Origin of the sequence: Methanobacterium alcaliphilum, assembly GCF_023227715.1 — an archaeon.
Lineage (GTDB): Archaea > Methanobacteriota > Methanobacteria > Methanobacteriales > Methanobacteriaceae > Methanobacterium_E > Methanobacterium_E alcaliphilum.
Genome location: NZ_JALKIF010000001.1, coordinates 110,726 through 134,772 on the forward strand (window position 1 = coordinate 110,726; position 24,047 = coordinate 134,772).

The 24,047-nt window shown below is 36.4% G+C and carries 22 protein-coding genes and 5 tRNA genes; 5 read left to right on the forward strand and 22 right to left on the reverse strand.

The features are described from left to right. Positions 1 to 67 precede the first annotated feature (67 nt). From MXE27_RS00570 to MXE27_RS00655, 18 genes are all read right to left on the reverse strand, one after another. Positions 68 to 2,260 carry an elongation factor EF-2 gene (locus MXE27_RS00570; protein WP_248610445.1) on the reverse strand — a complete coding sequence of 731 codons (2,193 nt, stop codon included), beginning with the start codon at positions 2,258 to 2,260 and terminating at the stop codon, positions 68 to 70. Between the two features lie 34 nt (positions 2,261 to 2,294). Continuing rightward, positions 2,295 to 2,855, reverse strand: coding sequence for a 30S ribosomal protein S7 (rpsG, locus tag MXE27_RS00575; RefSeq protein ID WP_248610446.1), 561 nt, complete (start codon positions 2,853 to 2,855; stop codon positions 2,295 to 2,297). Between the two features lie 4 nt (positions 2,856 to 2,859). Continuing rightward, the gene (locus MXE27_RS00580; protein ID WP_248610447.1) at positions 2,860 to 3,285 is read right to left on the reverse strand and encodes a 30S ribosomal protein S12; all 426 of its coding nucleotides are present in this window, start codon (positions 3,283 to 3,285) and stop codon (positions 2,860 to 2,862) included. A gap of 192 nt (positions 3,286 to 3,477) precedes the next feature. Further along, positions 3,478 to 3,909, reverse strand: coding sequence for a NusA-like transcription termination signal-binding factor (locus MXE27_RS00585; RefSeq protein ID WP_248610448.1), 432 nt, complete (start codon positions 3,907 to 3,909; stop codon positions 3,478 to 3,480). Between the two features lie 5 nt (positions 3,910 to 3,914). After that, positions 3,915 to 4,211 (reverse strand): 50S ribosomal protein L30e, encoded by a 297-nt coding sequence (locus tag MXE27_RS00590; RefSeq protein WP_248610449.1) that lies wholly within the window; start codon positions 4,209 to 4,211, stop codon positions 3,915 to 3,917. Positions 4,212 to 4,221: 10 nt separating this feature from the next. Further along, complete coding sequence (gene rpoA2 / locus MXE27_RS00595) at positions 4,222 to 5,370, reverse strand: DNA-directed RNA polymerase subunit A'' (protein ID WP_425438250.1); 1,149 nt, start codon at positions 5,368 to 5,370, stop codon at positions 4,222 to 4,224. 39 nt (positions 5,371 to 5,409) lie between these two features. Beyond that, entirely contained in the window at positions 5,410 to 8,058 is a 2,649-nt protein-coding gene (locus MXE27_RS00600; RefSeq protein ID WP_248610450.1) for a DNA-directed RNA polymerase subunit A', read from the reverse strand. A gap of 71 nt (positions 8,059 to 8,129) precedes the next feature. Beyond that, positions 8,130 to 9,941, reverse strand: a complete 1,812-nt coding sequence (rpoB, locus tag MXE27_RS00605) for a DNA-directed RNA polymerase subunit B (RefSeq protein WP_248610451.1) — start codon at positions 9,939 to 9,941, stop codon at positions 8,130 to 8,132. Positions 9,942 to 9,981: 40 nt separating this feature from the next. After that, on the reverse strand, positions 9,982 to 11,526 hold the full coding sequence (locus MXE27_RS00610) for a DNA-directed RNA polymerase subunit B'' (RefSeq protein ID WP_248610452.1): 1,545 nt from the start codon (positions 11,524 to 11,526) through the stop codon (positions 9,982 to 9,984). 145 nt (positions 11,527 to 11,671) lie between these two features. Next, positions 11,672 to 11,905, reverse strand: a complete 234-nt coding sequence (locus MXE27_RS00615; protein WP_248610453.1) for a DNA-directed RNA polymerase subunit H — start codon at positions 11,903 to 11,905, stop codon at positions 11,672 to 11,674. A gap of 43 nt (positions 11,906 to 11,948) precedes the next feature. Continuing rightward, positions 11,949 to 12,022, reverse strand: a tRNA-Lys gene (locus MXE27_RS00620). A 12-nt stretch (positions 12,023 to 12,034) separates the two neighbouring features. Continuing rightward, a tRNA-Asp gene (locus MXE27_RS00625) sits at positions 12,035 to 12,106 on the reverse strand. 310 nt (positions 12,107 to 12,416) lie between these two features. Beyond that, a tRNA-Tyr gene (locus tag MXE27_RS00630) sits at positions 12,417 to 12,490 on the reverse strand. A 78-nt stretch (positions 12,491 to 12,568) separates the two neighbouring features. Beyond that, a tRNA-Pro gene (locus MXE27_RS00635) sits at positions 12,569 to 12,643 on the reverse strand. A 106-nt stretch (positions 12,644 to 12,749) separates the two neighbouring features. After that, positions 12,750 to 12,823: transfer RNA gene (locus tag MXE27_RS00640), tRNA-Thr, on the reverse strand. Positions 12,824 to 12,967: 144 nt separating this feature from the next. Then, positions 12,968 to 14,191 (reverse strand): phosphoglycerate kinase, encoded by a 1,224-nt coding sequence (locus MXE27_RS00645; protein WP_248610454.1) that lies wholly within the window; start codon positions 14,189 to 14,191, stop codon positions 12,968 to 12,970. A gap of 58 nt (positions 14,192 to 14,249) precedes the next feature. Beyond that, positions 14,250 to 14,930, reverse strand: coding sequence for a triose-phosphate isomerase (gene tpiA / locus MXE27_RS00650; protein WP_248610455.1), 681 nt, complete (start codon positions 14,928 to 14,930; stop codon positions 14,250 to 14,252). 300 nt (positions 14,931 to 15,230) lie between these two features. Next, entirely contained in the window at positions 15,231 to 15,725 is a 495-nt protein-coding gene (locus tag MXE27_RS00655; RefSeq protein WP_248610456.1) for a transglutaminase-like domain-containing protein, read from the reverse strand. Between the two features lie 813 nt (positions 15,726 to 16,538). Here MXE27_RS00655 and twy1 point away from each other — a divergent pair. The 5 genes from twy1 (at position 16,539) to MXE27_RS00680 (ending at position 21,126) form a co-directional block, all read left to right on the forward strand. Beyond that, the gene (gene twy1 / locus MXE27_RS00660) at positions 16,539 to 17,453 is read left to right on the forward strand and encodes a 4-demethylwyosine synthase TYW1 (protein WP_248610457.1); all 915 of its coding nucleotides are present in this window, start codon (positions 16,539 to 16,541) and stop codon (positions 17,451 to 17,453) included. A gap of 290 nt (positions 17,454 to 17,743) precedes the next feature. Then, positions 17,744 to 18,607 (forward strand): DUF1002 domain-containing protein, encoded by an 864-nt coding sequence (locus MXE27_RS00665; RefSeq protein WP_248610458.1) that lies wholly within the window; start codon positions 17,744 to 17,746, stop codon positions 18,605 to 18,607. 286 nt (positions 18,608 to 18,893) lie between these two features. Then, the gene (locus tag MXE27_RS00670; RefSeq protein ID WP_248610459.1) at positions 18,894 to 19,976 is read left to right on the forward strand and encodes a hypothetical protein; all 1,083 of its coding nucleotides are present in this window, start codon (positions 18,894 to 18,896) and stop codon (positions 19,974 to 19,976) included. A gap of 38 nt (positions 19,977 to 20,014) precedes the next feature. Continuing rightward, positions 20,015 to 20,584, forward strand: a complete 570-nt coding sequence (locus MXE27_RS00675; protein WP_248610460.1) for a GNAT family N-acetyltransferase — start codon at positions 20,015 to 20,017, stop codon at positions 20,582 to 20,584. Positions 20,585 to 20,667: 83 nt separating this feature from the next. After that, positions 20,668 to 21,126 carry a GyrI-like domain-containing protein gene (locus MXE27_RS00680; RefSeq protein WP_248610461.1) on the forward strand — a complete coding sequence of 153 codons (459 nt, stop codon included), beginning with the start codon at positions 20,668 to 20,670 and terminating at the stop codon, positions 21,124 to 21,126. A gap of 43 nt (positions 21,127 to 21,169) precedes the next feature. Here MXE27_RS00680 and MXE27_RS00685 read toward each other — a convergent pair whose 3' ends face one another. From MXE27_RS00685 to MXE27_RS00700, 4 genes are read right to left on the reverse strand one after another with little or no spacing between them, the layout of a single operon-like run. After that, on the reverse strand, positions 21,170 to 21,841 hold the full coding sequence (locus MXE27_RS00685) for an MBL fold metallo-hydrolase (RefSeq protein ID WP_248610462.1): 672 nt from the start codon (positions 21,839 to 21,841) through the stop codon (positions 21,170 to 21,172). 9 nt (positions 21,842 to 21,850) lie between these two features. After that, complete coding sequence (locus MXE27_RS00690; RefSeq protein ID WP_248610463.1) at positions 21,851 to 22,795, reverse strand: (Fe-S)-binding protein; 945 nt, start codon at positions 22,793 to 22,795, stop codon at positions 21,851 to 21,853. A 12-nt stretch (positions 22,796 to 22,807) separates the two neighbouring features. After that, positions 22,808 to 23,290 (reverse strand): GbsR/MarR family transcriptional regulator, encoded by a 483-nt coding sequence (locus MXE27_RS00695; protein WP_248610464.1) that lies wholly within the window; start codon positions 23,288 to 23,290, stop codon positions 22,808 to 22,810. 4 nt (positions 23,291 to 23,294) lie between these two features. Next, on the reverse strand, positions 23,295 to 23,846 hold the full coding sequence (locus tag MXE27_RS00700) for a nitroreductase family protein (RefSeq protein ID WP_248610465.1): 552 nt from the start codon (positions 23,844 to 23,846) through the stop codon (positions 23,295 to 23,297). Positions 23,847 to 24,047 lie beyond the last annotated feature (201 nt).

Sequence of the window (24,047 nt, forward strand, 5' to 3'; positions counted from 1 at the left end):
GAGTTACACTAACTCGGCATAACACCTATATGGATTTTCCATAGGAGGGGGTTTTTCATTAACTTATTTAGCCCAGGTAGTGATCAGGCCCATAAGGTTCTGGGGTAAGACCTTTTCTTTCCCTGATTTCTTTTATAATTTGTTTCTGCATTTCACGAGGTAGTCTTTCAAATCCTGCGTTCTCAGTGGACCACAGACATCTACCTTCTGCAGCAGATCGTATGTCACCTGCAAATCCAAACATTTCTGCAACAGGAACTTTGGATTCTAAAGTTGCCATATCTCCTTCTTGAGACATGTCCACGATCTGTCCTCTTCTGTTTTGGACTTCCCTAGTAGATGATCCCATGTAATCTTGAGGTACATTGATGAATACCTTTTGTACAGGTTCCAGTAAGTTTGGTTGAGCCAACATAATTGCTCCGTAAACTGCTTTCCGGATAGCTGGTAATACTTGAGCAGGACCTCTGTGTACTGCGTCTTCGTGAATCTTTGCATCCATGAGTCTTATTTTAAGCCCCATGACTTTTTCTCGCGCAATTGGGCCATCATCTAATGCGCTTTCGAAACCTTCCATTAAAAGTTCCTTGATCTCGTCCAGGTATTGTATACCTCTGGTGGAGTTTATAAAGAGAGACCGGTTGTTGACATCCCATACTTTTCTAGCTTGGTCTTTTTCCAGTCCTAGTTCTATGAGTTTTGAAGCCAGGTCTTTACCTTTGACTCTTCCTTCTTTAATATCTCCATCTTGGATGGCTTGGAATATGGCATCTTCTAGTGGTTCAATTTCAAGGTAGAACCGATTATGTTTGTTAGGGGATTTCCCTTCTACTGGTCCCGCGGTGCCGGCAATAGTTTCCCTGTAAACAACAATTGGTTCGGAAGTTTCGATTTCCACACCTTTATCATTAATCCGGTAAGTGATAATTTCTAAATGAAGTTCACCCATACCTGATATAAGGTGCTCTCCGGTTTCCTCATTAATATCTACTTTTACTGTAGGATCTTCTTTTCCTACTTGTCTTAGTACTTCAATGAGTTTAGGTAAATCTTTGGTGTTTTTAGCTTCTACCGCCACAGTAACCACAGGTTCAGATATGTGTTCTAAACCTTCGAATGCTTCGATTTTACGGCCAACATTACACACAGTTTCCCCTGCAACAGCATTTCGAGCACCGGTAATAGCAACAATGTTACCTGCAGGTACTTTATCAGTGTTTACTCTTTCTGGTCCGAAGTAGACACCTACTTGCTGGATTCTGTTTTTACCATGTGATCCTACAAAAAAGATTTCTGTTCCTTTTTCTATGGTTCCACCGTATACCCGTCCAGTAGCAATTTCACCGGCGTGTTTATCAATACTCACATCAGTAATCATTACTGCTAGTGGCCCATCTGGGTTGGTGTTGATCATAGCTTGACCTTCTTCACTGTCCAGGTCTCCTGGCCAGATGGTCGGTACCCTGTAAGCTTGAGATTCGTCAGGACTTGGTAAGTGTTCTACTACCATCCCTAACAGCACATCAGCTAAAGGTACTTTTTGTGCAAGTTCTTTCTGGTTGTCCCCATTACAGTAGTTGAAGATATCATTAAAGTTGATTCCACTTTCCTGCATGATTGGAACATTAATTGCCCAGTTGTGGTAAGCAGAACCAAATGCTACACTACCATCATCTACTTTAACTTGCCATTTGTCCTTTAACTCTTTAGGAGCCATGTTTTTGATGAGTTTGTTAGCACTGGCGATAGTTTTTAGGAATCGGGCCTGTAATTCATTAGGATCAAGTTTTAATTCGTTTATTAAACGGTCAACTTTGTTAATGAATAATACTGGTCGAACATTTTCTTTTAGAGCTTGTCTTAGTACAGTCTCAGTTTGAGGCATGATACCCTCTACTGCACAGACTACTACTACTGCACCATCTACTGCTCTCATAGCACGAGTTACATCCCCACCAAAGTCTACGTGACCAGGAGTATCAATGAGGTTTATCAAATACTCATTGTCTTCATAGGGGTGTACCATAGATACGTTTGCTGCATCAATAGTGATACCTCGAGCCTGTTCTTGTTCGTCGAAATCCAAGAAACGCTGGTCTCCAGCTAACTCGGATGAAATCATACCAGCACCGGCGAGTAAGTTATCAGATAAAGTGGTTTTACCGTGGTCGATGTGAGCCACGATACCGATGTTCCGGATGTATTTAGGCTGGTACATCAGCTCTTTAATTTTATTAATCATTTTAGTACGTCTACTCACTAAAATCACCTGAAAAATGTTATATTAATTGCAATTAGTGGGCAGATCTGGCTATTCTTTCTTTTTCTTCTTTTTTCTGAATAGCGAAGCTTCTGGTATCGTATTCAGATGCTAAAAGAAGTTCATCAGCCAGACATTCTTCCATAGATCTTTTGCTTTTGAATGCGGATTGCATGGCTCCTTTGGTTATGAAACCTAATGATAAATCCACTCTTCTTTGAGGAGCAATGTCCACTGCTACTTGGTACCCGATTCCACCGTATTTAATACGAGTGGTTTCTTCCCGAGGAGAAGTGTTTTCCACTGCTTTAACCAGTACTTGGACTGGGTTCTGTTTGGAACGTTTGTTGATTATATCCAAAGATCCTTGAACTATTTTATAAGCTTTATTTTTTTTACCGGCGTTTCTTTCAGTTCTCATAATCTTGTTCATTAGTCTTTCCACAATGGAGACTTTTGATTTGGCGAACTGTCTTTTAACGTGGCGGCCCATAGTGTGGGGGACTAAGATTTCGTCGAGACATAGATAATTAGTCAGACCCATGTCTTCCACTTTCACCTCTTCTAAATCCCACTTATCAAATATTTGAGTCATGAAATTACCTCACTGGTTTTTCTATTTTTCCTTTAACCATTTCTTCTAAGGAAACGTTGTTAACTTTAGTTACCTTCCACCGTACACCAGGGATATCACCCATGGATCTTCCAGAAGGTCCACCGATACCCTCAATGACTACTTCATCGTGCTCGTCGATGAAACCTATAGCACCATCACCTGGGGCAAAAGCAGTTAATTGTTTACCATTTTTAATAAGTTGTACTCGTACACATTTTCGTATAGCAGAGTTAGGTTGTTTAGCTTCAATACCTACTTTTTCAATTACAATTCCTCGAGCTTGAGGTGCACCTTCTAATGGATCTGCTTTAACGTCTAAACGTAATGCTTTCCTTTTGTACTCGGTATCTTTCCATTTAAAATGTTGTCTATTCTTTTTTAGCTTCTTAGCTGCGAAAAGTCCTGGCAAATAAGATTCCTCCTTATGAAATTTTATGTTAATTAATCCCGTAATTAAACCATAATTCCGGTTATTAGCATAATCAACTAGTAATTTAATTAGTCTAACAATATATCATAACAAGTATTTAATTATAAAATAGTTATCTTATAACTTTAACGTTACTAATAATTGAAGAAATAATAAATAAAAATTATTTCATTATTTTATAACAATATTGTTTATGTTATGCTGTCTTTTAGCCAGTAATCTGGCTCTTTCAATATTTTGACCACCTTTTCCAATAGCGGTTCTTTTATTTTTGGCATCTGTTTCTACAGTAGCTATTTTTTCACCGTTTTCTCTTTGAAGCATTCTGATACTTCTAAGTTTAGCAGGAGCCATTAAATTGCCTATGAACTCTACAGGATCATCTGAATGTTCTATGACTTCAACACCTTTATCAACGGTTTTTTGTACTTTAGTAACAGTACTTCCTTTTTTTCCAATAGCTAGACCCATATCCCCTTTTTTAACAAGGAAAGTGATCTTGCCGTTTTCATCATCCACAATGCAATCTTTTACCATTGCACCAGTCATACTTTCGAAAAGTGCAATGTATCTTATTTCATTTGTAGTGAATTTGATTGTCACAAAAACTACCCCATTAATTCCAGTATAGTAGAATCACCAGGATCTTTAATGACTAAAGTGGCCACGGTAAAAGGTTTACCACAAACTGAACCTAAATCCACACTGGTTCCTTGGTAAGTGTAAACAGGAATATTGGATAGTTTGGCATAATAGTTGACATCTTCTTGGATATCTTCCGGGCTGTTATCAGCCACGATTACTAATTTACCATCACCTAATTTCAAAGCTTGAATTGATTTTTCTGATCCTAAAGTAACAATACCAGTGTCTACAGCGACCCGTATTCCTCTATCTACGTCCATCTACTGCCTCCTATTTCTTTTGTTTCATTTCGACGCCAACAGAACCTGTTCCGAGAGGTATTGGCTGTCCAATAATAATATTTTCTATAATACCAGTAAGGTGATCTATTTCTCCCCTTATACTGGCTCTGAGAAGATGTTTTCCAGTTTCTTCAAAAGAAGCTCTGGCAAGAACGCTGGCCTTCTCACCACTAATACCATGCCTACCTATGGACTTTATCGAACCATCAGCACTCATCATATCAGCCACCAACATAATGTGCCTTACATCCACTGTAAGACCTTGTTCATCCATTGTACGTTGTGCTTCATGAATAATTGCGTTTCGGCCTGCCTCTATCCCTAAAACTTTCTCTACTTCGTGGATATCATTGGTAGTAGTTCGAACTTTGTCCACACCTTCCATCTTAAGAACAGCTCCAAGGTTTGAACCCTCAGTGTGAATCACCCATTCGTTTTCTTCTTTCCGAATAACGACTTTTCCGATGTTTTTCACACCACTGATCTGTAGATCACGGACTTTATCGGCTAAAAGTCTCAATTCCCGAATACTTGATTTTACAGGTTCAAAGCTTAGTACGTTGTTATCTATCTGAACCTTCTTAAAAGCTTTTTCTACACGATTTATAATGTCTTCGTAATCAAGCCTTTTATCTTCAATTTTAGCCATGTCCAAATCTACGCCCACATTCATTTCAGCATAGTTAATGTGGAAATCAAGTAATATATCATTCATGGTACTCTTACCAATTTGATTGGCAATTTTTCGCACAAATTCTTCATCATTCCTGAATTCTTCTTCAAAGAAAATGGCCATGGTGGGTGTAGATATTTTTTTTCTAGCATCCACAATTTCAATGAGTCTGGGAAGACCCAGGGTAACGTTAAGTTCAGCTACCCCTGCATAGTGAAAGGTACGCATGGTCATCTGTGTACCTGGTTCACCTACAGATTGGGCAGCTACAGTCCCTACTGCTTCACCATCTTCAACTTTAGCTCTATCATAAGCCTTTTTAACTTTTTTTACTAATTCATCAAGTTCATCGTCATCAAGGTCGTGTTTTTCAGCAGTTTGTGCTATTTCATGGATTAAGCTTTCTGGAAACTTAGCCCTTTTTTTCTTCACAACCTTGGTAACTTTCTCTATTGTTTCTTGCACAGAATCACCTGCAACCCGCTTGCCGTAAATTTATAATAATTATTTACCGGATTTTATCCTCATTTCTTCTACAAGTTTGTCCAAATCTACTACTTTACCATAGTCACTTTTAGCTGGATCTACTCCATCTTCTCCATACATGGTCTGAATAATTACACCACGGTTATCTGTTACTGTACCGTCTTCTTTGACATTTAAGTCTTGAAGTGCATTAACCAGTCTTCTTTGCATGTAACCACTTTGTGCTGTACGGATAGCAGTATCCACCAAACCTTCTCTCCCACCCATTGCATGGAAGAAAAATTCTATTGGATCTAATCCTTCTTTGTAACTGGAATGAACAAATCCACGTGCTTTAGCACCTAACTCACCTTTCTGGAAGTGAGGTAATGTTCGTTCATTATATCCTCTTTCAATACGTCCACCCCGAACAGACTGCTGACCTACACAAGCTGTAATCTGAGTCAAGTTCAGCATAGATCCTCTTGCACCAGTAAGTGCCATAACCACAGCGTGGTTTTCATTTATATCGAAGTAACTTTCTGCTATTTCCCCTGATTTGTCCCTTGCTTCACCTAAAACTTGCATGATTCTCATTTCAAGAGTTTCTTCTAGGCTTCTACCAGGTAAAGGTTCCAGTTCATTGTTATCATAGGCTTCAACCAGTTGATCTACCTTTTTCTCAGCATTATCCAGGTGAACTTCAATTCTTTCTTTAGCTTCTTGAGGAATTTCTTCATCATTGGTACTGGTGGTAAATCCAGCTTTCATAATACCGGATACTGCCAGTTTCGTGGAAGCATCCAGGAAATCACGGGCGCGATCTGTTCCGTATTCTTTTACCACGTGGTCCAAGATTTTACCGGCAAATGCACCATAAGCTTTTTCATCTATAACGCCCATCAAGAGTTGGCCGTCTTCAATCACCACATATGCATCATAGGTACAATCTCTTCTCTTACATTCCTCGCACTTACGACAAATCTCAGCACGATAAACCATATTCATATCGTCAGGGAGCACAGCACTGAAAATTTGCTTACCAGTCCATTTTTCACCAGTTCTATCAGGTATTGGTAATTTTGCCTTTCTTAAAATTTGGAAAACCTGTTCTTCGGTGAATATTGCACTCTTACGAGTTAATAAATAGGCACCAGAAATGTGATCGTGGATACCTCCAATAATAGGGCCACCAAAACGAGGAGATAAGATATGTTCTTGTACCCTCATAAGTGATTTAGCCTCAGCACGTGATTCTTCAGTTTGGAATACGTGCATATTCATTTCGTCTCCGTCAAAGTCCGCATTGTACGGTGGACATACACATAGGTTTAAACGGAAAGTTTTATAAGGTAAAACCCTTACTTCATGGGCCATCATAGACATTCTGTGAAGAGAAGGCTGTCGATTGAATAGGACAATGTCTCCATCTTTAAGGTGTCTTTCTACAACGTAATGGCCAGGTTCATTTTTTTCCAAGTGTTCGTAGTAATTTTTTTCCAGGTTTTCAGCTACAACTTCTTTTATATCTTCAGAAACCCTTATTTTTCGCCCATCTGGCCGTATAACATAGTTAGCACCAGGATGTGCATTAGGTCCATTTCTTATGAATCCCTGAATCTCTTCAAGGTTCCATTCATTTACATGCACCGGTACTGTGACTTCAGTAGCAATTAACTCGGGAACTCCTACTTCATTTATACTGATATTAGGATCAGGCGATATGACAGTACGCGCTGAAAAGTTAACACGCTTACCAGATAGATTACTTCTGAAACGACCCTCTTTACCTTTTAAACGTTGAGCTAAGGTTTTAAGAGGCCTTCCTGATCTGTGTCTTGCAGGCGGCACACCGGATGCCTCATTGTCAAAGTAAGTGGTAACGTGATACTGCAATAGCTCCCATAAATCTTCTACAATAAGTTGAGGAGCACCAGCTTCCATATTCTCCTTTAAACGTTGGTTAATACGTAAAATATCCACCAGCTTGTGAGTTAAATCATCTTCAGATCGTTCACCAGTTTCCAAAGTAATAGAAGGTCTTACTGTAACTGGAGGTACAGGTAGTACAGTCAGTACCATCCATTCTGGCCTTGCAACTTTAGGATTTACTCCTAAAAGTAATGCATCGTCGTCCCTTATGCCTTCTAATCTTTCTCTGACTTCACTAGGAGTTAGTTTATAGTTTCCTTCTACAATAGAAACAGGTTTATCTATTTTAACGTCTTCCTGTTCCTCTTCACAGTGCGGACATTTGTCCCTTCGAGCTGTAGTGTATATCTCCTTAATTATTGAAGTTAAACTCTCTTCGTTTTTAATTAAATGCTCTATTTTTTCCCGATAATCAACAATCTCACTATCAGTCAAAAGAACTCTGCCACAGCTATGACATGTGGATCTTAAAATCTTATGAATAGTATCAGCAAATCCTACGTGGATTACTGGTCTGGCCAGGTTAATGCTACCAAAGTGCCCCTGACAGTCCCCCCCTTTAGAACCACAAGTTCGACATTTTAAACTTGGATCTATAACTCCTAAACGGGGATCCATAAGTCCGTTCTCAATGGGATACCCATCCTCATCATAGGTGTCTGGAGTCACAATTTTAGTGACAGACATCTTTCTTATGTCTTCCGGAGACATTAGGCCAAAGTTGATCTGGGAAATCTTCTTTAAAATTCCTCTCAAGGTTTTCTCTCCTTTACGTTGCTCCTATATTCAAGTCCCTTAAATTAGTACCTATCACGATTAAATCATGATCAGGCTTTATCCTCCAGAACCAATTTGGGGAAAATGCACAGGCTCTTGAGTTCGTCTAGTAAAAGCTTAAATGCATATGATATTTCTACTGGGAATGAATCAGATTCTCCACAAATAGGACAGTACTTTTTATCTCTCATCCTATCTTCTACAGCCACCATTCCACAATCTCCACAGATTATGGCTTCGTATTTATCTGATTCATCTAATAATCTTTCTTTAAGAGCTAAAGCTGCACCATGCGCAATGAGACAGTCTCTTTCCATTTCACCGAATCGGAGACCACCTTCTCTAGCCCTACCTTCAGTTGGCTGTCTGGTTAGTACCTGTACTGGTCCTCTGGATCGGGCATAAACTTTATCCGTGGTCATGTGATGCAATTTCTGGTAATATGCCACACCAATAAAAATTTCGGCTTCTATTCTTTCACCAGTTATTCCATTGTAAAGGGTTTCTATACCTGCAGTTTCATAACCATTAGATTTGAGGGCTGATTTAATATCAACTTCCATTTCACCTGTGAAAGGAGTACCATCTACTCTTCTTCCTTCCATGCACCCTGCTTTACCACCTAACATTTCCAGTACTTGCCCTACAGACATCCTGGAAGGAATAGCGTGGGGGTTTACTACCAAATCGGGAACTATACCGTTTTCAGTGAATGGCATATTTTCTTGAGATACAATCAACCCCACAACTCCTTTCTGTCCGTGCCTTGAAGCAAATTTGTCTCCGAACTCAGGTTGTCTTTGATCTCTAACCCTTATTTTAGCTAATCTACTACCTTCAACAGTTTCAGTTAATAAAACTGCATCCACTGTTCCTTTCTCTCCGTGCCTTACTGTTACTGAAGTTTCTCTTCTTCGTTCAGCCACAGTTCCGAATTCATCAATTTCCTCAAGGAAACGTGGCGGAGAAGTCTTTCCAATTAAAACATCACCTGATGAAACCTTTGACTCCGGGTTTACAACTCCATCGTCATCCAGGTGTCTGTAAGCTTCCTCAGAACGGTAACCTCTAACTCCTTTTTCAGGAATTTCGAAATTGTCTTCCTGTCCTCCAGGGTATCTTCTCTCAGATGCTTCATATGATCTAAAGAAAGATGATCTGGAGAGTCCTCTTTCAATTGATGCTTTGTTTAAAATAAGTGCGTCTTCCATGTTGTATCCTTCATAAGACATAACTGCCACTACAAAGTTCTGTCCAGACGGACGTTTATCATAACCAGTCGCATCAATAATTCTTGTTTTTACAATAGGTGTTTGTGGATGGTGTAAAAGGTGAGCCCTGGTATCAGTACGTAAACCATAATTAGAAACATACAATCCCAAAGCTTGTTTAGTCATTCCTGCTTCCATAGTATTCCTTGGAGAAGAATTGTGATTTGCAAAAGGAATGATTCCTGCACAAATTCCCAGCATAGTAGAAGGATCTATTTCTATGTGAGTATGATATTCATTTAAATCTGCCAGTGACATGGAAATATAAGCATTTTCTTCTTCTTCAGCATCCAAATACTCTATTACACCTTCACCTATGAGATCATACCAATTCATTTCTCCGTCTCTCATGCGTGCGATATGTTCCTCTTGTAGTAATGGTGCACCTTGTTTAACGATGATTAAAGGCCTTCGGGCACGTCCTGGATCATTAAATATATAAACTTCGTCCGTTTCAGTATAATGAGTAATATTCATCTCATCAGAGATCTCCCCAGACCTTCGTTTTTCCCTCATTTCTTCCACGAAGGTTTCAGGGTCATCACAAGTCCCTATGAGCTTCCCGTTAATGTAAATTTTAGCTTTTCTCACGAAATTGCCTCCCTAAAATAAGAATAAAAATAAAAATGAGTTAGTTTAGAACCCCCATCTTTTTAATGATGTTTTCAATTTCCACCGGGTCTGAACCTTCAGATATTTTAGTCATTAAAGCCAGGTTCTTTACCAGACCACAGTTCGGACCTTCCGGGGTTTCATTTGGACATATTTTACCAAATTGTGTTGGGTGCAAATCTCTTGCTTCAAAGTGAGGTTGACTTCTACTCAGTGGTGAAACAACCCTTCTCATGTGAGACAGAGTCCCCATGTAACTGGTACGGTCTAAAAGCTGGCTTACACCCGCCCTTCCACCTACCCAATTTCCAGTGGCAATTGCGTGTTTTATGTTTTCTGTTAAAACATCCGAACGCACTGCTTGTTTTACAGAAGGTTCTTTTCCTCTAGCAAGGCTTCGTTCTAACTGATAACTCATATCCCGAGTTAAACTGGTGAATGCTACTCTGAACAAATCCTCCATTAAATCCCCAGATACTCTTAATCTTTTGTTAGTATAATGATCCTTGTCATGAGGTTCTCGATCTTCAGAGATAACTTGCAGTAACATTTCAGTCATTTCAGCTAGATAAGTTGCTTTTTCAGTTCTGTTTTCGGGTTCCACACCCATATGAGGCAGCAAATATCTGTCAATGACATCTTCAGCTCTTCGAATACGGTATTCCTCTGTCATTCCCTTAGCTACTCTGTTTCCAATGTATTTTATAGCACTATTAATGAGATATTCTCTGCGTTCTTCCGGAGATAATTCTTCCATTTCTTTAGGTTCTAGCTTTAATCCCTGATCCGAAACTTGTATATCATCAGCAACTATCATCTGATAATTAAAATCATCAGATATGTGAGTAATTATTTCTTCATCAGTAGCCAAGCCCAATGCCCTCAGCAAAATAACCAGTGGAATTTCTCCAGGCACATATGGAAATGAAATTCTTAAGAAAACACCAGTTTTTCTTGGTTTTCGGTACTCTAAAGAAATTCTAGCTCTAAAACCACTTTTAATAGAAGTGACAATGGCTCTTGCCCTTCGATCTGCTATTTCTCCTATTCTCTCTAAAATAATTTTATTAGGAGCAATTTCCTCCATGGTCACAATGGCTCTCTCGGAACCATTCACAATGAAGTAACCTCCAGGGTCCTGAGGGTCTTCTCCTTTTCCCATTAGTTCATCATAATTTAACCCACTTAAATGACAAATGTCTGACTTTAACATTAGAGGTAACTCTCCAATGTAAACATTTTCAAAATCAGGCGCTGCTTCTCCTTCTTTTATAAGGCGCATTTCCAAATACATATGGGCAGAATAAGTTAAATTTCTCAAACGAGCCTCTGTAGGAAAGATCAAACTTTTTGAACCATCTGCTTCTTTCGTAAAAGGCTTTCTTATTTCTATTTTTCCAGTTTCAACAGAGTATTCTCCTTGTTCCAAGGTTATAGGCTCTGTGATGTCAATTATATCTTGTATGCGGTGATTTACAAAGTCGTTGTAGGACTTTACGTGATGGTCTACCAGGTTGTATTCATCAAAAAACGCGTCTACCAATCCCCATGCACTTTTTTTCATGGACTTCCTCCAAAAATAAATACTTGTAAAATATTTTACATCAAAAAATATTACTCTTGAATTATAGCTTTGAGTAACTATTTTGAGTTATGAGAGTTTATTCGGGTTATACGATACTTGTTATAAATATAATAATAATCAGAAATTAATCCTGTACTAATCTGTAAGTAATGAATTTTCCAGCCGTGGCACTTTTACGTGTAATCTCCAAAATATCTCCAGAATTAGCACCAATAGCCTTAACAACTGGATCATCCAGGTTTATTCTTGGCAGTTGTTCCGGGTGGATATCCAACTTTTTAAGTACTTTATTAACTTCGGATTTCGACAAAACAGCGTGATCTGGAACAAGTTCGTGTTTCAAGATATCCTTTTTCACAATTTATCCTCCAGTTAAAATATCCCAATAAAAAAATCAGTAACGGGCCCGACGGGAATTGAACCCGCGACCACTTGGTTAAAAGCCAAGCGCTCTGCCAGACTGAGCTACGGGCCCTAATTGTTTGGACGCCCTGGCCGGGAATTGAACCCGAGTCGCGGGCTCGACAGGCCCGCATGATAGCCCCTACACCACCAGGGCAGGTATCCAGAATTAGAGCAATTTAGGGTATACATTTACCTACATATATACTTTTCTATGTAAGAAAGTATACTAACTTTAATATCATACTAATTCTTCAGCGCTGATTAAATTAGGGATGTAATATATGATATATCTTGATGTATTTTTATAGTATTTAAATAGTACGGTTATTTTTGTTCTCAGAATAATATTTTTTAAGTTAAATAAATCAGCATATAGGATGGCTCTTTCTGTTTTTCATCCGACGTATACTAATTTAAACTCCAAAATATCAAAAACACTTAAAAAGTGCTCAATGAGATCAAAGTCCCGCCTGCCGGACTTGAACCAGCAACCCTCGGATCTACAGTCCGATGCTCTGCCAAATTGAGCTAAGGCGGGTGAATGAAACATGATAATAGAGCAAATAATAAGATTTTGCTCACGTTTGTACTAAATAAAAGCACTATTGAATTTGAATGGGACCACCCGGATTTGAACCGGAGTCTCAGGCTCCCAAAGCCCAAAGGATCGACCAAGCTACCCTATGGTCCCCACTGAAATGAATCAACAATAGATTTAAGTAGATATATTTTCAACCTATATAAACTTTGTTAAATTTTATTTTCTACTCGCTTAAGTTAGTATTTCTCTAACTTAGAGCCCCGGACGGGAATTGAACCCGCGACCACGAGATTACAAGTCTCGCGCTCCACCAGACTGAGCTACCGAGGCATTTTGATTTTAGGCAGTATTTACTTAAATACTTTGTGGTTATTATTCTGATTAAATTTATTAAAAATTAGAGGTTTCTAAAAATTAATTTAAGAAAACATCTAGAATTAACTAATTAGACGTTATTGCATAAAAAGGCGTTGATTATTTTTTACCAGCCATGTCTTTTAGAACTTTTACCACTGGTAATTCTTCGCCTGCCAGTAAACTAATAGATGCACCACCACCACTACTTATATGATCCATTTCTCCTTCAAAACCCATCTGAACAGCAGCAGCAGCCAGATGTCCTCCCCCAATAATCGAAAATCCTTGGGAAGAAGCTATGGCATTCAAAATATCATCAGTACCAATACTGAATTCTGGATTCTCAAACACCCCTGCAGGTCCATTAGCAAATATTGTTCCGGCCTGGCGAATAAGTTGAGCATATAGTTTTATGGTTTCAATACCCACATCATAAATAGGGAGATTTGGAATATCCTTAACCGAGACATCAATTCTCTTCTCGTTTTTGCATACAGCTACATCAATGGGGATTAATATTTTTTCACGGAACTTGACCAGTAGTCTTTCAGCAGTTTTAACAAAGTCAGAATAACCTTTATTTTTTATAAAATCAGAGTTACATTGCCCTATTTTTGCACCATCTGCTTCTAAAAATATATTTGCCACCAGCCCCGTAGTTAAAATATAATCTGCACTGCCATTTTCCAATACATTTTCCATGACCATGATGGAATCATCTACTTTCACACCACCCAAAACATATACGCATGGTCTTTTAACATCGTCCAGTGCCCCATAAAGAATTTTTAACTCTTTCTCCATGACTCTGCCTGCTCCGGAAGGTAGTTCAAATGCAAAGCCTACCAGTGACGGTTGAGAACGGTGCGCTGCTGCAAAGGCATCGTTGATAAATATATCTATAATGGGAGAAAGTTTCTGGACCATATGGGTTTCAGCTTGCAATCGAGCATCTTTTTTTAATACTTCTTCCGAGTAAAAACGAACATTTTCAAGAAGCAGTATATCTCCTTTCTTCATTTTGCTTATGGTTTCTCTGGCAGCATATCCAAAAATATCTTCGACATACGTTACTGGGCGCTTTAAAATTTTGGATAGTGCATGGGCATGCTGCTCTAAAGTAGTGAAATCCTTTTTTCCCGGCCTGCTCTGGTGAGCCAGTATCACAGTTTTAGCACCATTATCCGCCAGTTCAGATATGGTCTCTGAGTGAAGCAGCATACGGGTGTCATCCAGTATCAACCCACTATTAGGATCTACTGGGGAATTTATGTCCACCCTAACTAGAACTGTCTTGCCATCTAGCTGAAAATCATCAATAGTATTAAATTTAAGGGGCATGTTTTCCTCCAAATAATCATCATGACGAATTATAGATTTTGTTTGGATTAATGTGCAATTAAATCTTGCTTACCAAGTCTAGAAGAGCTTTTTCAGGATCTTTGGCTAAAATAATTCCTGATGCTAATAATACTCCAACTGATCCTAAATCCAGTGCTGCTTTCATATCATCACCAGTGGATATTCCTGCACCACAGAGTACATTTACAGATGTATCTATTTTTTGTACTGCATCTACAGTACCTTCTACTACTTCAGGTTCAGCTTGAGATACGGGTATTCCTGATCCAATAAGTTCTGGAGGTTCAACAGCTACAAAATTAGGCCCTAGTGCTGCTGCAGCAATACTGGTTTCGATATTATTGGTACATACCACACTCACCATATCTTTAGAAGAGGTTCTCTTAATTACTTCATCAATATCCGCCAGCTTCATCCTCTGTTCCGAATGATTGATTAATGTTCCCACTGCACCTGCTTCATATGCACACTCCAAAAGAACACTTCCAGTGTGTCCCCCAGCAACCACAGGGTCAATATGTTGAGCAAATACAGGTATTTCAACTTCCTGTGCCAGCATATAAATATCCATATGTTGTGGGGCCACAGCAATGTTGACACCAGTTTCTTTTGCGACTTTTTCACAAGCTTTAGCTAATTTCAAAGCATTTTGTCCAGTAGATTCAAGGTATGTCTTAAAATTCAATATTACAATAGGGGTCTGAGTGATTGGCTTCATTTAAATCCTCCAAATGAACAAATACAATAAGAAATTTATCTTTTATATTTATAATTATTGAATTATACCATTTAAAAATTTTTGGTATTTGAAATATGCACAATTATTAAAAATATTGTAAAAAAGCAGTTAGTAATTGAAAAAAATATTATAAATCAGCCTTTTTTCTTAAATTATGAAAAATAAAACTGAAAACACAAGCATAGAAATTTATATTCCAAAAAAAGGTTTTAATCCAATATTAAACCAAAAGAAAAAAAAATAGAATATTTTAACAAAAATAAAAAAAAGTAAACACTATTAATCGCAGTTGTAAGTTGTTACAACACGACTCATTCTTGCACAAGTTTTTGTGTAATGTTTACTTCCATAGCGTTTGGTCACTAGTGAAGGTTCAAAGTTAATCCACTTGCCGTCAACTTTCACTTTTACCCATCGATGTCTTGAAGAGTAGGAATTTGCACCCTGTACAACTTTAACTTGATATCCTGCTTTAGCTAATTTTTTAGCTGTCCAATCTGATAATCCCCAGCAATCGCCGTATCCGGTTTTTTCAACTCCGGCAGCGGTATGTGCTGCTCCAGATCTATGATTCAAATGTTTGTTAATGTATTTTGCTAAATAATCTAAACCTTCTTTTCCTTCTAAACGGGTTAATTTTGCTTTTTCTGCCGCTGTAGCTTTTCGATGTTTATTATAAGCAGCGCTTACTTCGGCAACTTCACCATTTATACTTAAAGATGTTTTCGTATCTTTTTGGATAGTTTCCATAGAAATGCCCTGTGAAAAGGGCAAAAAGCACACTACTATGCCTAATGCAATTAGCAGCGCATATCTCGAGTGTCGCTTAATTGTACCGCCTCCACGTCTAAACAGTTTTTAGAACCCATTTAGACATTATGGTAACAACATAAAGTATTCACATTATAACCATATATAAATGTTTTGCTGGAAAAGGAGACGAAAAGGCTTATATAGGGTGTTTTTTTCAAATTAAAGGCTGAATTAAAGGAATTGGTGACCGCTCTTGAAAACTTAAATTAAAGACACTATTTTCTTAAAAAAAGCCGTATTTAAGACATTTTTAATTAAAATAGTTTTAAAAGAATGTTTATCATTTAACTTTAATTAAATTGATTAAAAATAATGTTTTTTGCTAAAAACAACATATCACTCCCTAAAAATCTTGAATATTCAATTTGAAGCTTTATTTTTTAAGGATTTTTCATAATAATGAATATATTTTTATGATTATATTTTTTCTACTTGTTTTTAATAATAAAGCATTAACTCAAAAAAAATGTTCAAATGAGTTATCCCCATCCAAAATATCGATTCAATCATTTTAAATATTTACATTATCATTACCTAGTTCAATTAAGTTCTATAAAATACATATTCTTGTTTCACATCCAAACATTAAAACTAATTTTATATATACTCAAATAAATTTGGTGAAACTTTTTCTAATTAATTTATATCCTCATTATTAACAGATAATTTAATTAATATGTAAATAAATTAAAAAGGATACTGAGTATAATTAAAGAATAACTACTTTTTATAGGAAAACTCAATCTGAACTTATAAACTTTCAATGAGATTCACATGTCATTTTCAATAGAAGAAAAGCAGAAGCTAGAAAAGATGGGCTATCGTTTTGTAGGGAACCACAACCATGCAGCTGCAAAAATATGTCACTGGACTAAGAAAAGCATCCTGGATGAAGGTTTTTGTTATAAACAAAAATTTTATGGTATTGAAAGCCATAGATGTTTACAGATGTCACCCAGCATACCTTTTTGCCATCAAAAATGTAGTTTCTGCTGGAGAGATCTCTCAGCAACCAGTGTGAAGTGGGAAGGGCATTATGATGATCCCGGTGCAATAATAGACGGCTGTATTGAAGCCCAGCGTAAATTATTATGTGGGTTTTTTGGTAATGCGAAATCCAATCTGGAAAAATTAGATGAATCTCAAGATCCCACTAATGCCGCCATATCTCTAGCAGGCGAACCAATGTTGTATCCGGAAATTGGAGACTTAATATCAGAATTTCACCGCAGGAAGTTCACTACATTTTTAGTGAGTAATGGATTGGAAGTTGAAAAGTTGAAAAATCTTCCAGAAGAACCCACTCAACTATACCTTTCCCTTGATGCACCTGAAAAACAAACATTCAATAACCTTTGCAAACCACAGGTTAATGATGCTTGGGATCGTCTTAACCAATCATTAGAATTAATGCCCAGTTTTGATTCTAGAACCGTTATAAGGACCACTTGTGTTAAAGGAGAGAATATGAAAGACCATCAAAGTTATGCTGACTTAATTAAAAAAGCAGACCCCGACTTTGTAGAAATAAAAGCCTACATGTTTGTAGGATATTCCCGCCAAAGAATGCAGCGTGACAACATGCCTTCTCTTTCAGATGTGGAAAAATTTGCCCTGGAAATCGGAGAATTATGCGGTATGAAAATACTGGACAAAATGGAAGATAGTAGGGTAGTTCTTTTAGGCTAATTACCTTGAAAACTGCATTTTATTAGTTTTTAAATAATCATTTAATGAATCAAATTCCAGGATTATAGAACCATATAATAATATAAGGAATTTTTTTTCACAACTTACACTAGATTAGATTTATTTGAAACCCTAAGCCCAAACCATGAAAAACTATTAATAGTTCCTATGTCCCACATCAATTCCGCGCCAAAATTATTTTACAATTAAATAATAAAAAATTCAGGCATTCTATGAAAAAGTATTTAATTTATACAGACCTATAAATTATTCATTAGAGAGGTGATGGAATGAAAAGGTATATAACCATATTTCTTTTACTTTCAATACTAATTGCCCCAATATATGCTGTTTCGGGATTTTCCGTGACTATTGGGGAAGCAACCAACAACAATGCAGCATATAAAAATACTGTTTTGGCCTATTTTCAGTCAAAAACAGAACAAAACGTTTCAAATGCAGACGTTAAAATTATAACCGCAGATGAAGTTAATAAAATATCCCAAAACATTACAGGGAAAGTTTATCCTTCAAGCAGCATATATTCTTGTGCTTTAGTTGATTTAAATTACAAAGAAGGGATAAAAATTGTGGTGGATTCCAGTAAAATTACTGTTGTTACACCCCAAATGTATGCTAATGCACTTAAAACAAGTGGAATTGAAAAAGGGTATGTAGTAGTTACCTCGCCCATTTCAGCTACTGGAGAAGCTGCTTTAACAGGGGTTTTAAAATCCTATGAAACAGCAGTAGGTGCAGATATTCCTGAAGCCGCGAAACAAGCCGCTACTGAAGAACTTTATCTAGAAACGGCTTTAGTGAATGAAACCGGGGCAAGTGGAGATGAAATCGCTGCCCTTTTCAGTGATGTTAAGAATCAGACCGCTGCAGAGAACTTGCAGGATCCTGAACAAATTGAGAACATAGTAAATCAAACTGCTAATAATTTAAACATCGATCTAAATCAAAACCAAACCCAACAAATTGCTAATACTGTTGCAAACTCCCAACAAGTCCAAGGAAACTTAACTGACTTTAAAGAACAGTTACAGGATATCAGTAGTCAGGTGAATCAGGGCGGAATCATGGATCAAATTAACAGTTTAATGCAATGGTTATCTGGATATATCCAGGGTCTAATTTCAGGACAATGAAAACCCCATTTCAAAAGAGAATTAAATTTTTTTCTCTTTTCATCCTTATTTTGTAAAAATTTGCTAATTATTTGATAGTCTAATATTGTTTTAATGAGCCCTGTTTCAGCTGATTAACAGAAATTTTGATAAATATTGTAAATAAAAAAAGAATCCAAAGCAAAATTATAATACAGACAATTATCATCAAAGTGAAAATATTCTAAAAAACAATTTTTTATAAAATAAGCTCGATTTTAGCACATAAATTTATATTATAATTGTAGTCAAAAACTATTTAGATATTATGTTCATAGCTCAAAATAATCTGCAACTAATTATAGAAGTGGCCATCATCATCCATATAGGCATATTGCTACTTTTCAATGTAATAGCCCTGCCTTTGAGTATGGTTATGTTTTTAGGAATGGTTTTAACTGTGCTCATTGCCATTGTTTTTGGAGTGGATGCCATGTTCCTATTGCTGCCTTTTATATCGCACCACGAATTCACCCACCCTTTCGGTGCTCTTGCCGTTTTTGGATGGGTAACTGTGGCCGCATCAGCTAATTTACTCAGCGAAGTAGGTATCAGATCAACTTCAATAAAAACATTGAGTATTATCCTCTTCTTTGTTATTGCCGTGGCCGGTGGTATAATGCATCGTTCATTCTTAATATTATGGTTTTTAGGATGGGCTTTAGGTTATATCATCATGTCCAAAAGTTTTAAAAGAAGTACTAAAATTACCCCAAAATCAATTATAGGATTTATTGGAGCAGGATTAGGTGCCTTTGCAGCACTGGAAATTTTATCCCGTATTCTAGATAAAGCTGTCTTAAGTCCTCTTTTAAGGGTTGCTAGATTAGAGAACAATGCCCTCCCCAGCCTTAAACTAGTTTTAAACAATACTACATTTTGGGGTCATGTGCAGGGATCCTGTTACTGGAAGGCAAACTGTTTAGGTGGTGCGGATGGTTATCTTACACTCCCTATGAGCATCATACATGCATTTGGTTTACCATATCACCAATTTTTTGGTTTACTGGTAGTTAAAAAGGATTATCTGGATTATATGCTCCCCGGGATATATGTGGTGGCATTTGATGCCGGTTACTTTGGTTTGCTGTTTTTAATGGCCTGGATAATGCTTGTGACATTCACAGGATTCACAATACTTCGAAAATACCGTGCTAAAAGAAAAGAAGGTAGTCGAACATATTTAGGTAGAGAAGCACTACTCATAGGGGCTTTATCTGCATTTTTAGCTCAAAGTATTGTGGGATTGTTCATATTCAACCGTTCATTCAACGAATCAGCTCTACTAGCATACATAATTCTATCAGCACTGGTAATGGCCCATGCAGTTTCATTAAAGCGAAGTATTTAATAATCCAACACCATTATTTTATTTAAAGGTCTTAAAAAATGATTTCTTTAAAAAAAGCTTCTCTAAAAAAAAGAAAAGAGACGTATGAATGGTTATATTATTCTGATTTTTCCCCATTTCTAAATCGGCTTCAAGGATACAGTGAAAAAGACATCCCCACTTATTCAGAATTTAAAAAAGATTATGCCGACTATTTTTTTAATGATACCCATCCCGATAAAGGAAGAGGTTTTTTGATTATTCACAATACTAATTATTTTGAAGAAGAAATTGGATTCATTTCATATACTACTTTTCATCTAAAGCCAGGGTTTGCTGAGTTGGATATATGGCTTAAAAGCTTAAAATACACTGGAAAAGAATATGGAATCTCTGCTATTAATTTATTATCTGATAAATTATCCAAAAATGGATATCATACATTTATAATGCGCCCGTCCAAAAAGAACATTGTAGCCATAAATGCCTATAAAAAAGCAGGATTTAATGAATCAAATTTAGAAGCACAACATTATTATAAAAAAGATTTTTTAGAAGAATATTGCCAGGGCGACTATGGTCCAGGGCAGGATATATTTCTGGTAAAACACTCCCATCCCAAAGAATAGTTTCCAATTGCTCTTGCAAAAATTAATTGATTATTTCCAGCCGAACTAATTAATATAATTAAATTCGTTTTGGAGTGAAAAACATGAAAATTGAAATAAAAAAGATTCCAGAATATCAGACCGCCTATATTTTCTATAAAGGAAGTTATGAAAAAATCCCTGAAATTTTAGGCAGTGTTGTAGGGTGGTTAATGGAGAAAAATGTGGAAATACAAATGCCCGTTTATGGAACCTATTTCAATTCACCACTGGAGGTGAGTGAAGAAGAACTGGAATGGGAAATGGGTGCTTCATTCAATGGAAAATTAAAAGCAGAAGATAATATTCAAATAAAAACTGTTCCAGAGCAGACTGTTGTTTCAACCATCTTCAAAGGGCCTTATGGTGAAGCATCTTCAGTATATGTGGATTTATTTGAATACGCTGAAAAAGAAGGATACCAGATTTTTGGTCCGGTGACTGAGATTTATATGAACAGCCCTGAATTTGTTCCAGAAAGTGAATTACTTACTGAGGTCCAATTCCCTGTGTCTAAAAAGTGAAATCAAAATTCACTTTTATAAAGTGAAAAATTATATTTTTTTCTCATGCAAGGTTATCCAGATAATCATTTAATTTTAAAGAAGCTTTGGAAGTGACTCCTTTACTATGGCCTGTGAAAATTGCTTTAACATCCAGTCCCCTGAGTTTCTTTAATGATTTTTCTGCTTGCATCATATCTGGAGTAAATAGCGACGGTGGGCCCTCAATTTTATTTTTCATATATCCTAAGTTATCTCCAACAAATAAAACCTTATTTTTTTTATCATATAGGCCTATGCTGCCGGGAGTATGACCCGGCATGTGAATAACATGGTATGGTCCAATTTGATCATCCTCATCCAGTAAAATATCCACCTCAACATTTTCTGGGCGATATATGTATTTAGCCAATTTTATGAATATTTTGGCAAACCATGGTAAGGATTTATCTTCTTTTTTTCCAGTTACGTAATCCACATCGTCTTTGTGTATTGCTATTTTTGCACCGGTTCTTTTTTTTATTTTAGCCAGATCCCCTACATGGTCAAAGTCATGGTGGGTTAAAATTATAGTTTTAATATCATTTAAATCTCTTTTTAATGTTTTTTCCACAAAATCAAATAGTTCAGCGCTGCTACCTGGCATTCCAGTGTCAATTAGAGTCATTTTATCTCCATCCACCAAGTAAAAATTGGCTCCTCTTTTAAATTGATATATTCCAGGAAATACTTCCATAAATATCACCTAATCAATTATTTTAATATTATTATACTGAGAATCCAGCAGCACGTATATATCAAAAATATTTGTGGAATAGGCTGATAAATTAATATAACAGAATGGACAGTAAGTTACGATTTTCTGTGAATTATTTTTTATCAAATCATTTGCCTTTGAAGCAGCCATTTTTTCATTATAGGCTAAAACACCAGCCCCTGCACCACAACACAGGTTTTTAGTTATTTCTTTGGAATTTGTAAATACTTTAATTACTTCACTCGTTTTTTCCCGACCATGGCATGATTCCTGTACCACGTAATTTTTATTGCTTATGGTTAAGTTACTTAAAAGATCAATGGCCAATATTACTTCCACATTAAATCCATTTTCCCCCACATAATATTTATTAAATGCATTATAACAGCCAGGACAGACGGTAATTATTCTTTTTACGCCTGATTTTTTGAGTTTTGCAATATTTTCCCTTACTAGTTCTTGTGCAGATTCATTATCCCCTAAATTAAACAATATATTTCCACAGCAGTTTTCATCATTCATAAATTCATATTCAATATTTTGAGACTTTAGTAAATTTTCAACAGATTCTAATATTTCAGGAGTTTTATAAAGCGGAGTACATCCTCTAAATAGAATAGTTTTTGTTATCTTCTCCTTTGAAGTGGGGTTTAAATAATTTGGAGTTTCACCATATGAATTCCCATATTCGCGAATATTCTCCCTGATTTCAGCCACATGGCGCATAATCAAGTTTTTATTAACTGCTTTTTCCCGTGCGCTCTGATTAACACCGGCCAGACCACATTGATTACATAAATTACAATTATAAAGGTCGCTGAGATTCTTTTCATTTAAATTGCCAGTTAATCTTATCTTTAAATTGCAGTAGAGAGAACTGAAAGGTGAACAATCAGATTCTAACCATTCTTTCTTTTCATTTTTTGATTCCATCTTAAAACATCCCTATATTTCTCGCCATTTTTCCAGGGATTCTATAAATTTTCGACTTTCTTCTTCTAAAAAGATCATTTGTTGATAAAAGTCTTCTAAAAGTTCTAGTTCTCCATTAGATTCATTAATAGATTGAAATTTTTCAATTAATTTAGGTGTTTTTCTTAATGTAGGCATTAAACTTTGGTCGTACCTTTTTTTCTGGAGCTGCATATATAATGTCACAACATCCTTATCCATGACCACGTAAACCTTTCGAGACTTTGGTTTTTTAAAGCGTTTCACAAGATCCCTGTCTTCCATTGCCTTTAAGGATGTGCTCAGTGCAGATAAACTGTAACCCGTCATTTCAGATAACTCACCTAATGATATCTCTTTTGGTTCGCTCAGTAGAGTTGACATTAATTTTGAAGGGAAGTCTTCCAGTCCTAATGCCCTGAAGCTGCGGTAGACTAATTCTTTAAATTCTTCTTTTAATGCTTCTTTTTCTGACATATTATCACTTGAAATAGGTGAAGACATCTCTTTTGCGTTCCAATGCATTTTTAATATTTCTAACTTTATATCCTAACGATACACCGAAATAAACCTCATATCCATCAGGTATTTTGAATTTTTCCATGTTTTCAGCACTTTGGAAGTAAAATTTTGCAAAGCCGATCCAACAGGATCCAATTTCCAGACTCTCTGCTGCCAGAAGCATATTTTGAACAGCTGCTGAACAGTCAATTTCAGGAGTTACTGCATTTTTTCTGCCGGAAACAATGATTACAGTAGGTGCTCTGTGGAATATGTTTAGTTCTTTTACAGCCCCCATTTTTGCTATCCATTCCACATCACATTTCTTCATTACTTCTTTAGCACCGTTACTGATTTCATTAATTAAGTCTTTATTTTGAATAATGGTAAAATGCCAAGATTGTTCATTATGACCACTAGGTGCATATATTGCTGCTTCCATTATTTCATTTAATTCTTCATCCTTTATTTGTTCATCAGAGTATTTACGCTCACTTCTTCTAGTTTTTATGGTTTTTATTACTTGATTCACTTTTTTCACCCCATAAGTTTCTTAACTTTTATAATTTTCAGTATTTTATGAAAGTTAAAAATAATATATTATTTCAGTATTTAAATGTTTCGGGAAAATAGAAAAATCAATCCAATAAAACAAATATTTATATATTAATTACAAGCATAAGATGTGAATTAGATAAATGAAATAAAATGAGTTTTTAGATAATTATAAGCA

Bases quoted from the DNA above. Each gene is read 5' to 3' on its own strand.
- MXE27_RS00685 (WP_248610462.1), bottom strand. From the start codon at position 21,841: ATGGAAGTATTTCCTGGAATATATCAATTTAAAAGAGGAGCCAATTTT.
- MXE27_RS00680 (WP_248610461.1), top strand. From the start codon at position 20,668: ATGAAAATTGAAATAAAAAAGATTCCAGAATATCAGACCGCCTATATT.
- MXE27_RS00690 (WP_248610463.1), bottom strand. From the start codon at position 22,795: ATGGAATCAAAAAATGAAAAGAAAGAATGGTTAGAATCTGATTGTTCA.
- tpiA (WP_248610455.1), bottom strand. From the start codon at position 14,930: ATGAAGCCAATCACTCAGACCCCTATTGTAATATTGAATTTTAAGACA.
- twy1 (WP_248610457.1), top strand. From the start codon at position 16,539: ATGTCATTTTCAATAGAAGAAAAGCAGAAGCTAGAAAAGATGGGCTAT.
- MXE27_RS00590 (WP_248610449.1), bottom strand. From the start codon at position 4,211: ATGGACGTAGATAGAGGAATACGGGTCGCTGTAGACACTGGTATTGTT.
- MXE27_RS00665 (WP_248610458.1), top strand. From the start codon at position 17,744: ATGAAAAGGTATATAACCATATTTCTTTTACTTTCAATACTAATTGCC.
- MXE27_RS00645 (WP_248610454.1), bottom strand. From the start codon at position 14,191: ATGCCCCTTAAATTTAATACTATTGATGATTTTCAGCTAGATGGCAAG.
- MXE27_RS00675 (WP_248610460.1), top strand. From the start codon at position 20,015: ATGATTTCTTTAAAAAAAGCTTCTCTAAAAAAAAGAAAAGAGACGTAT.
- rpsG (WP_248610446.1), bottom strand. From the start codon at position 2,855: ATGACTCAAATATTTGATAAGTGGGATTTAGAAGAGGTGAAAGTGGAA.
- MXE27_RS00670 (WP_248610459.1), top strand. From the start codon at position 18,894: ATGTTCATAGCTCAAAATAATCTGCAACTAATTATAGAAGTGGCCATC.
- MXE27_RS00695 (WP_248610464.1), bottom strand. From the start codon at position 23,290: ATGTCAGAAAAAGAAGCATTAAAAGAAGAATTTAAAGAATTAGTCTAC.
- MXE27_RS00610 (WP_248610452.1), bottom strand. From the start codon at position 11,526: ATGAAAAAAAGTGCATGGGGATTGGTAGACGCGTTTTTTGATGAATAC.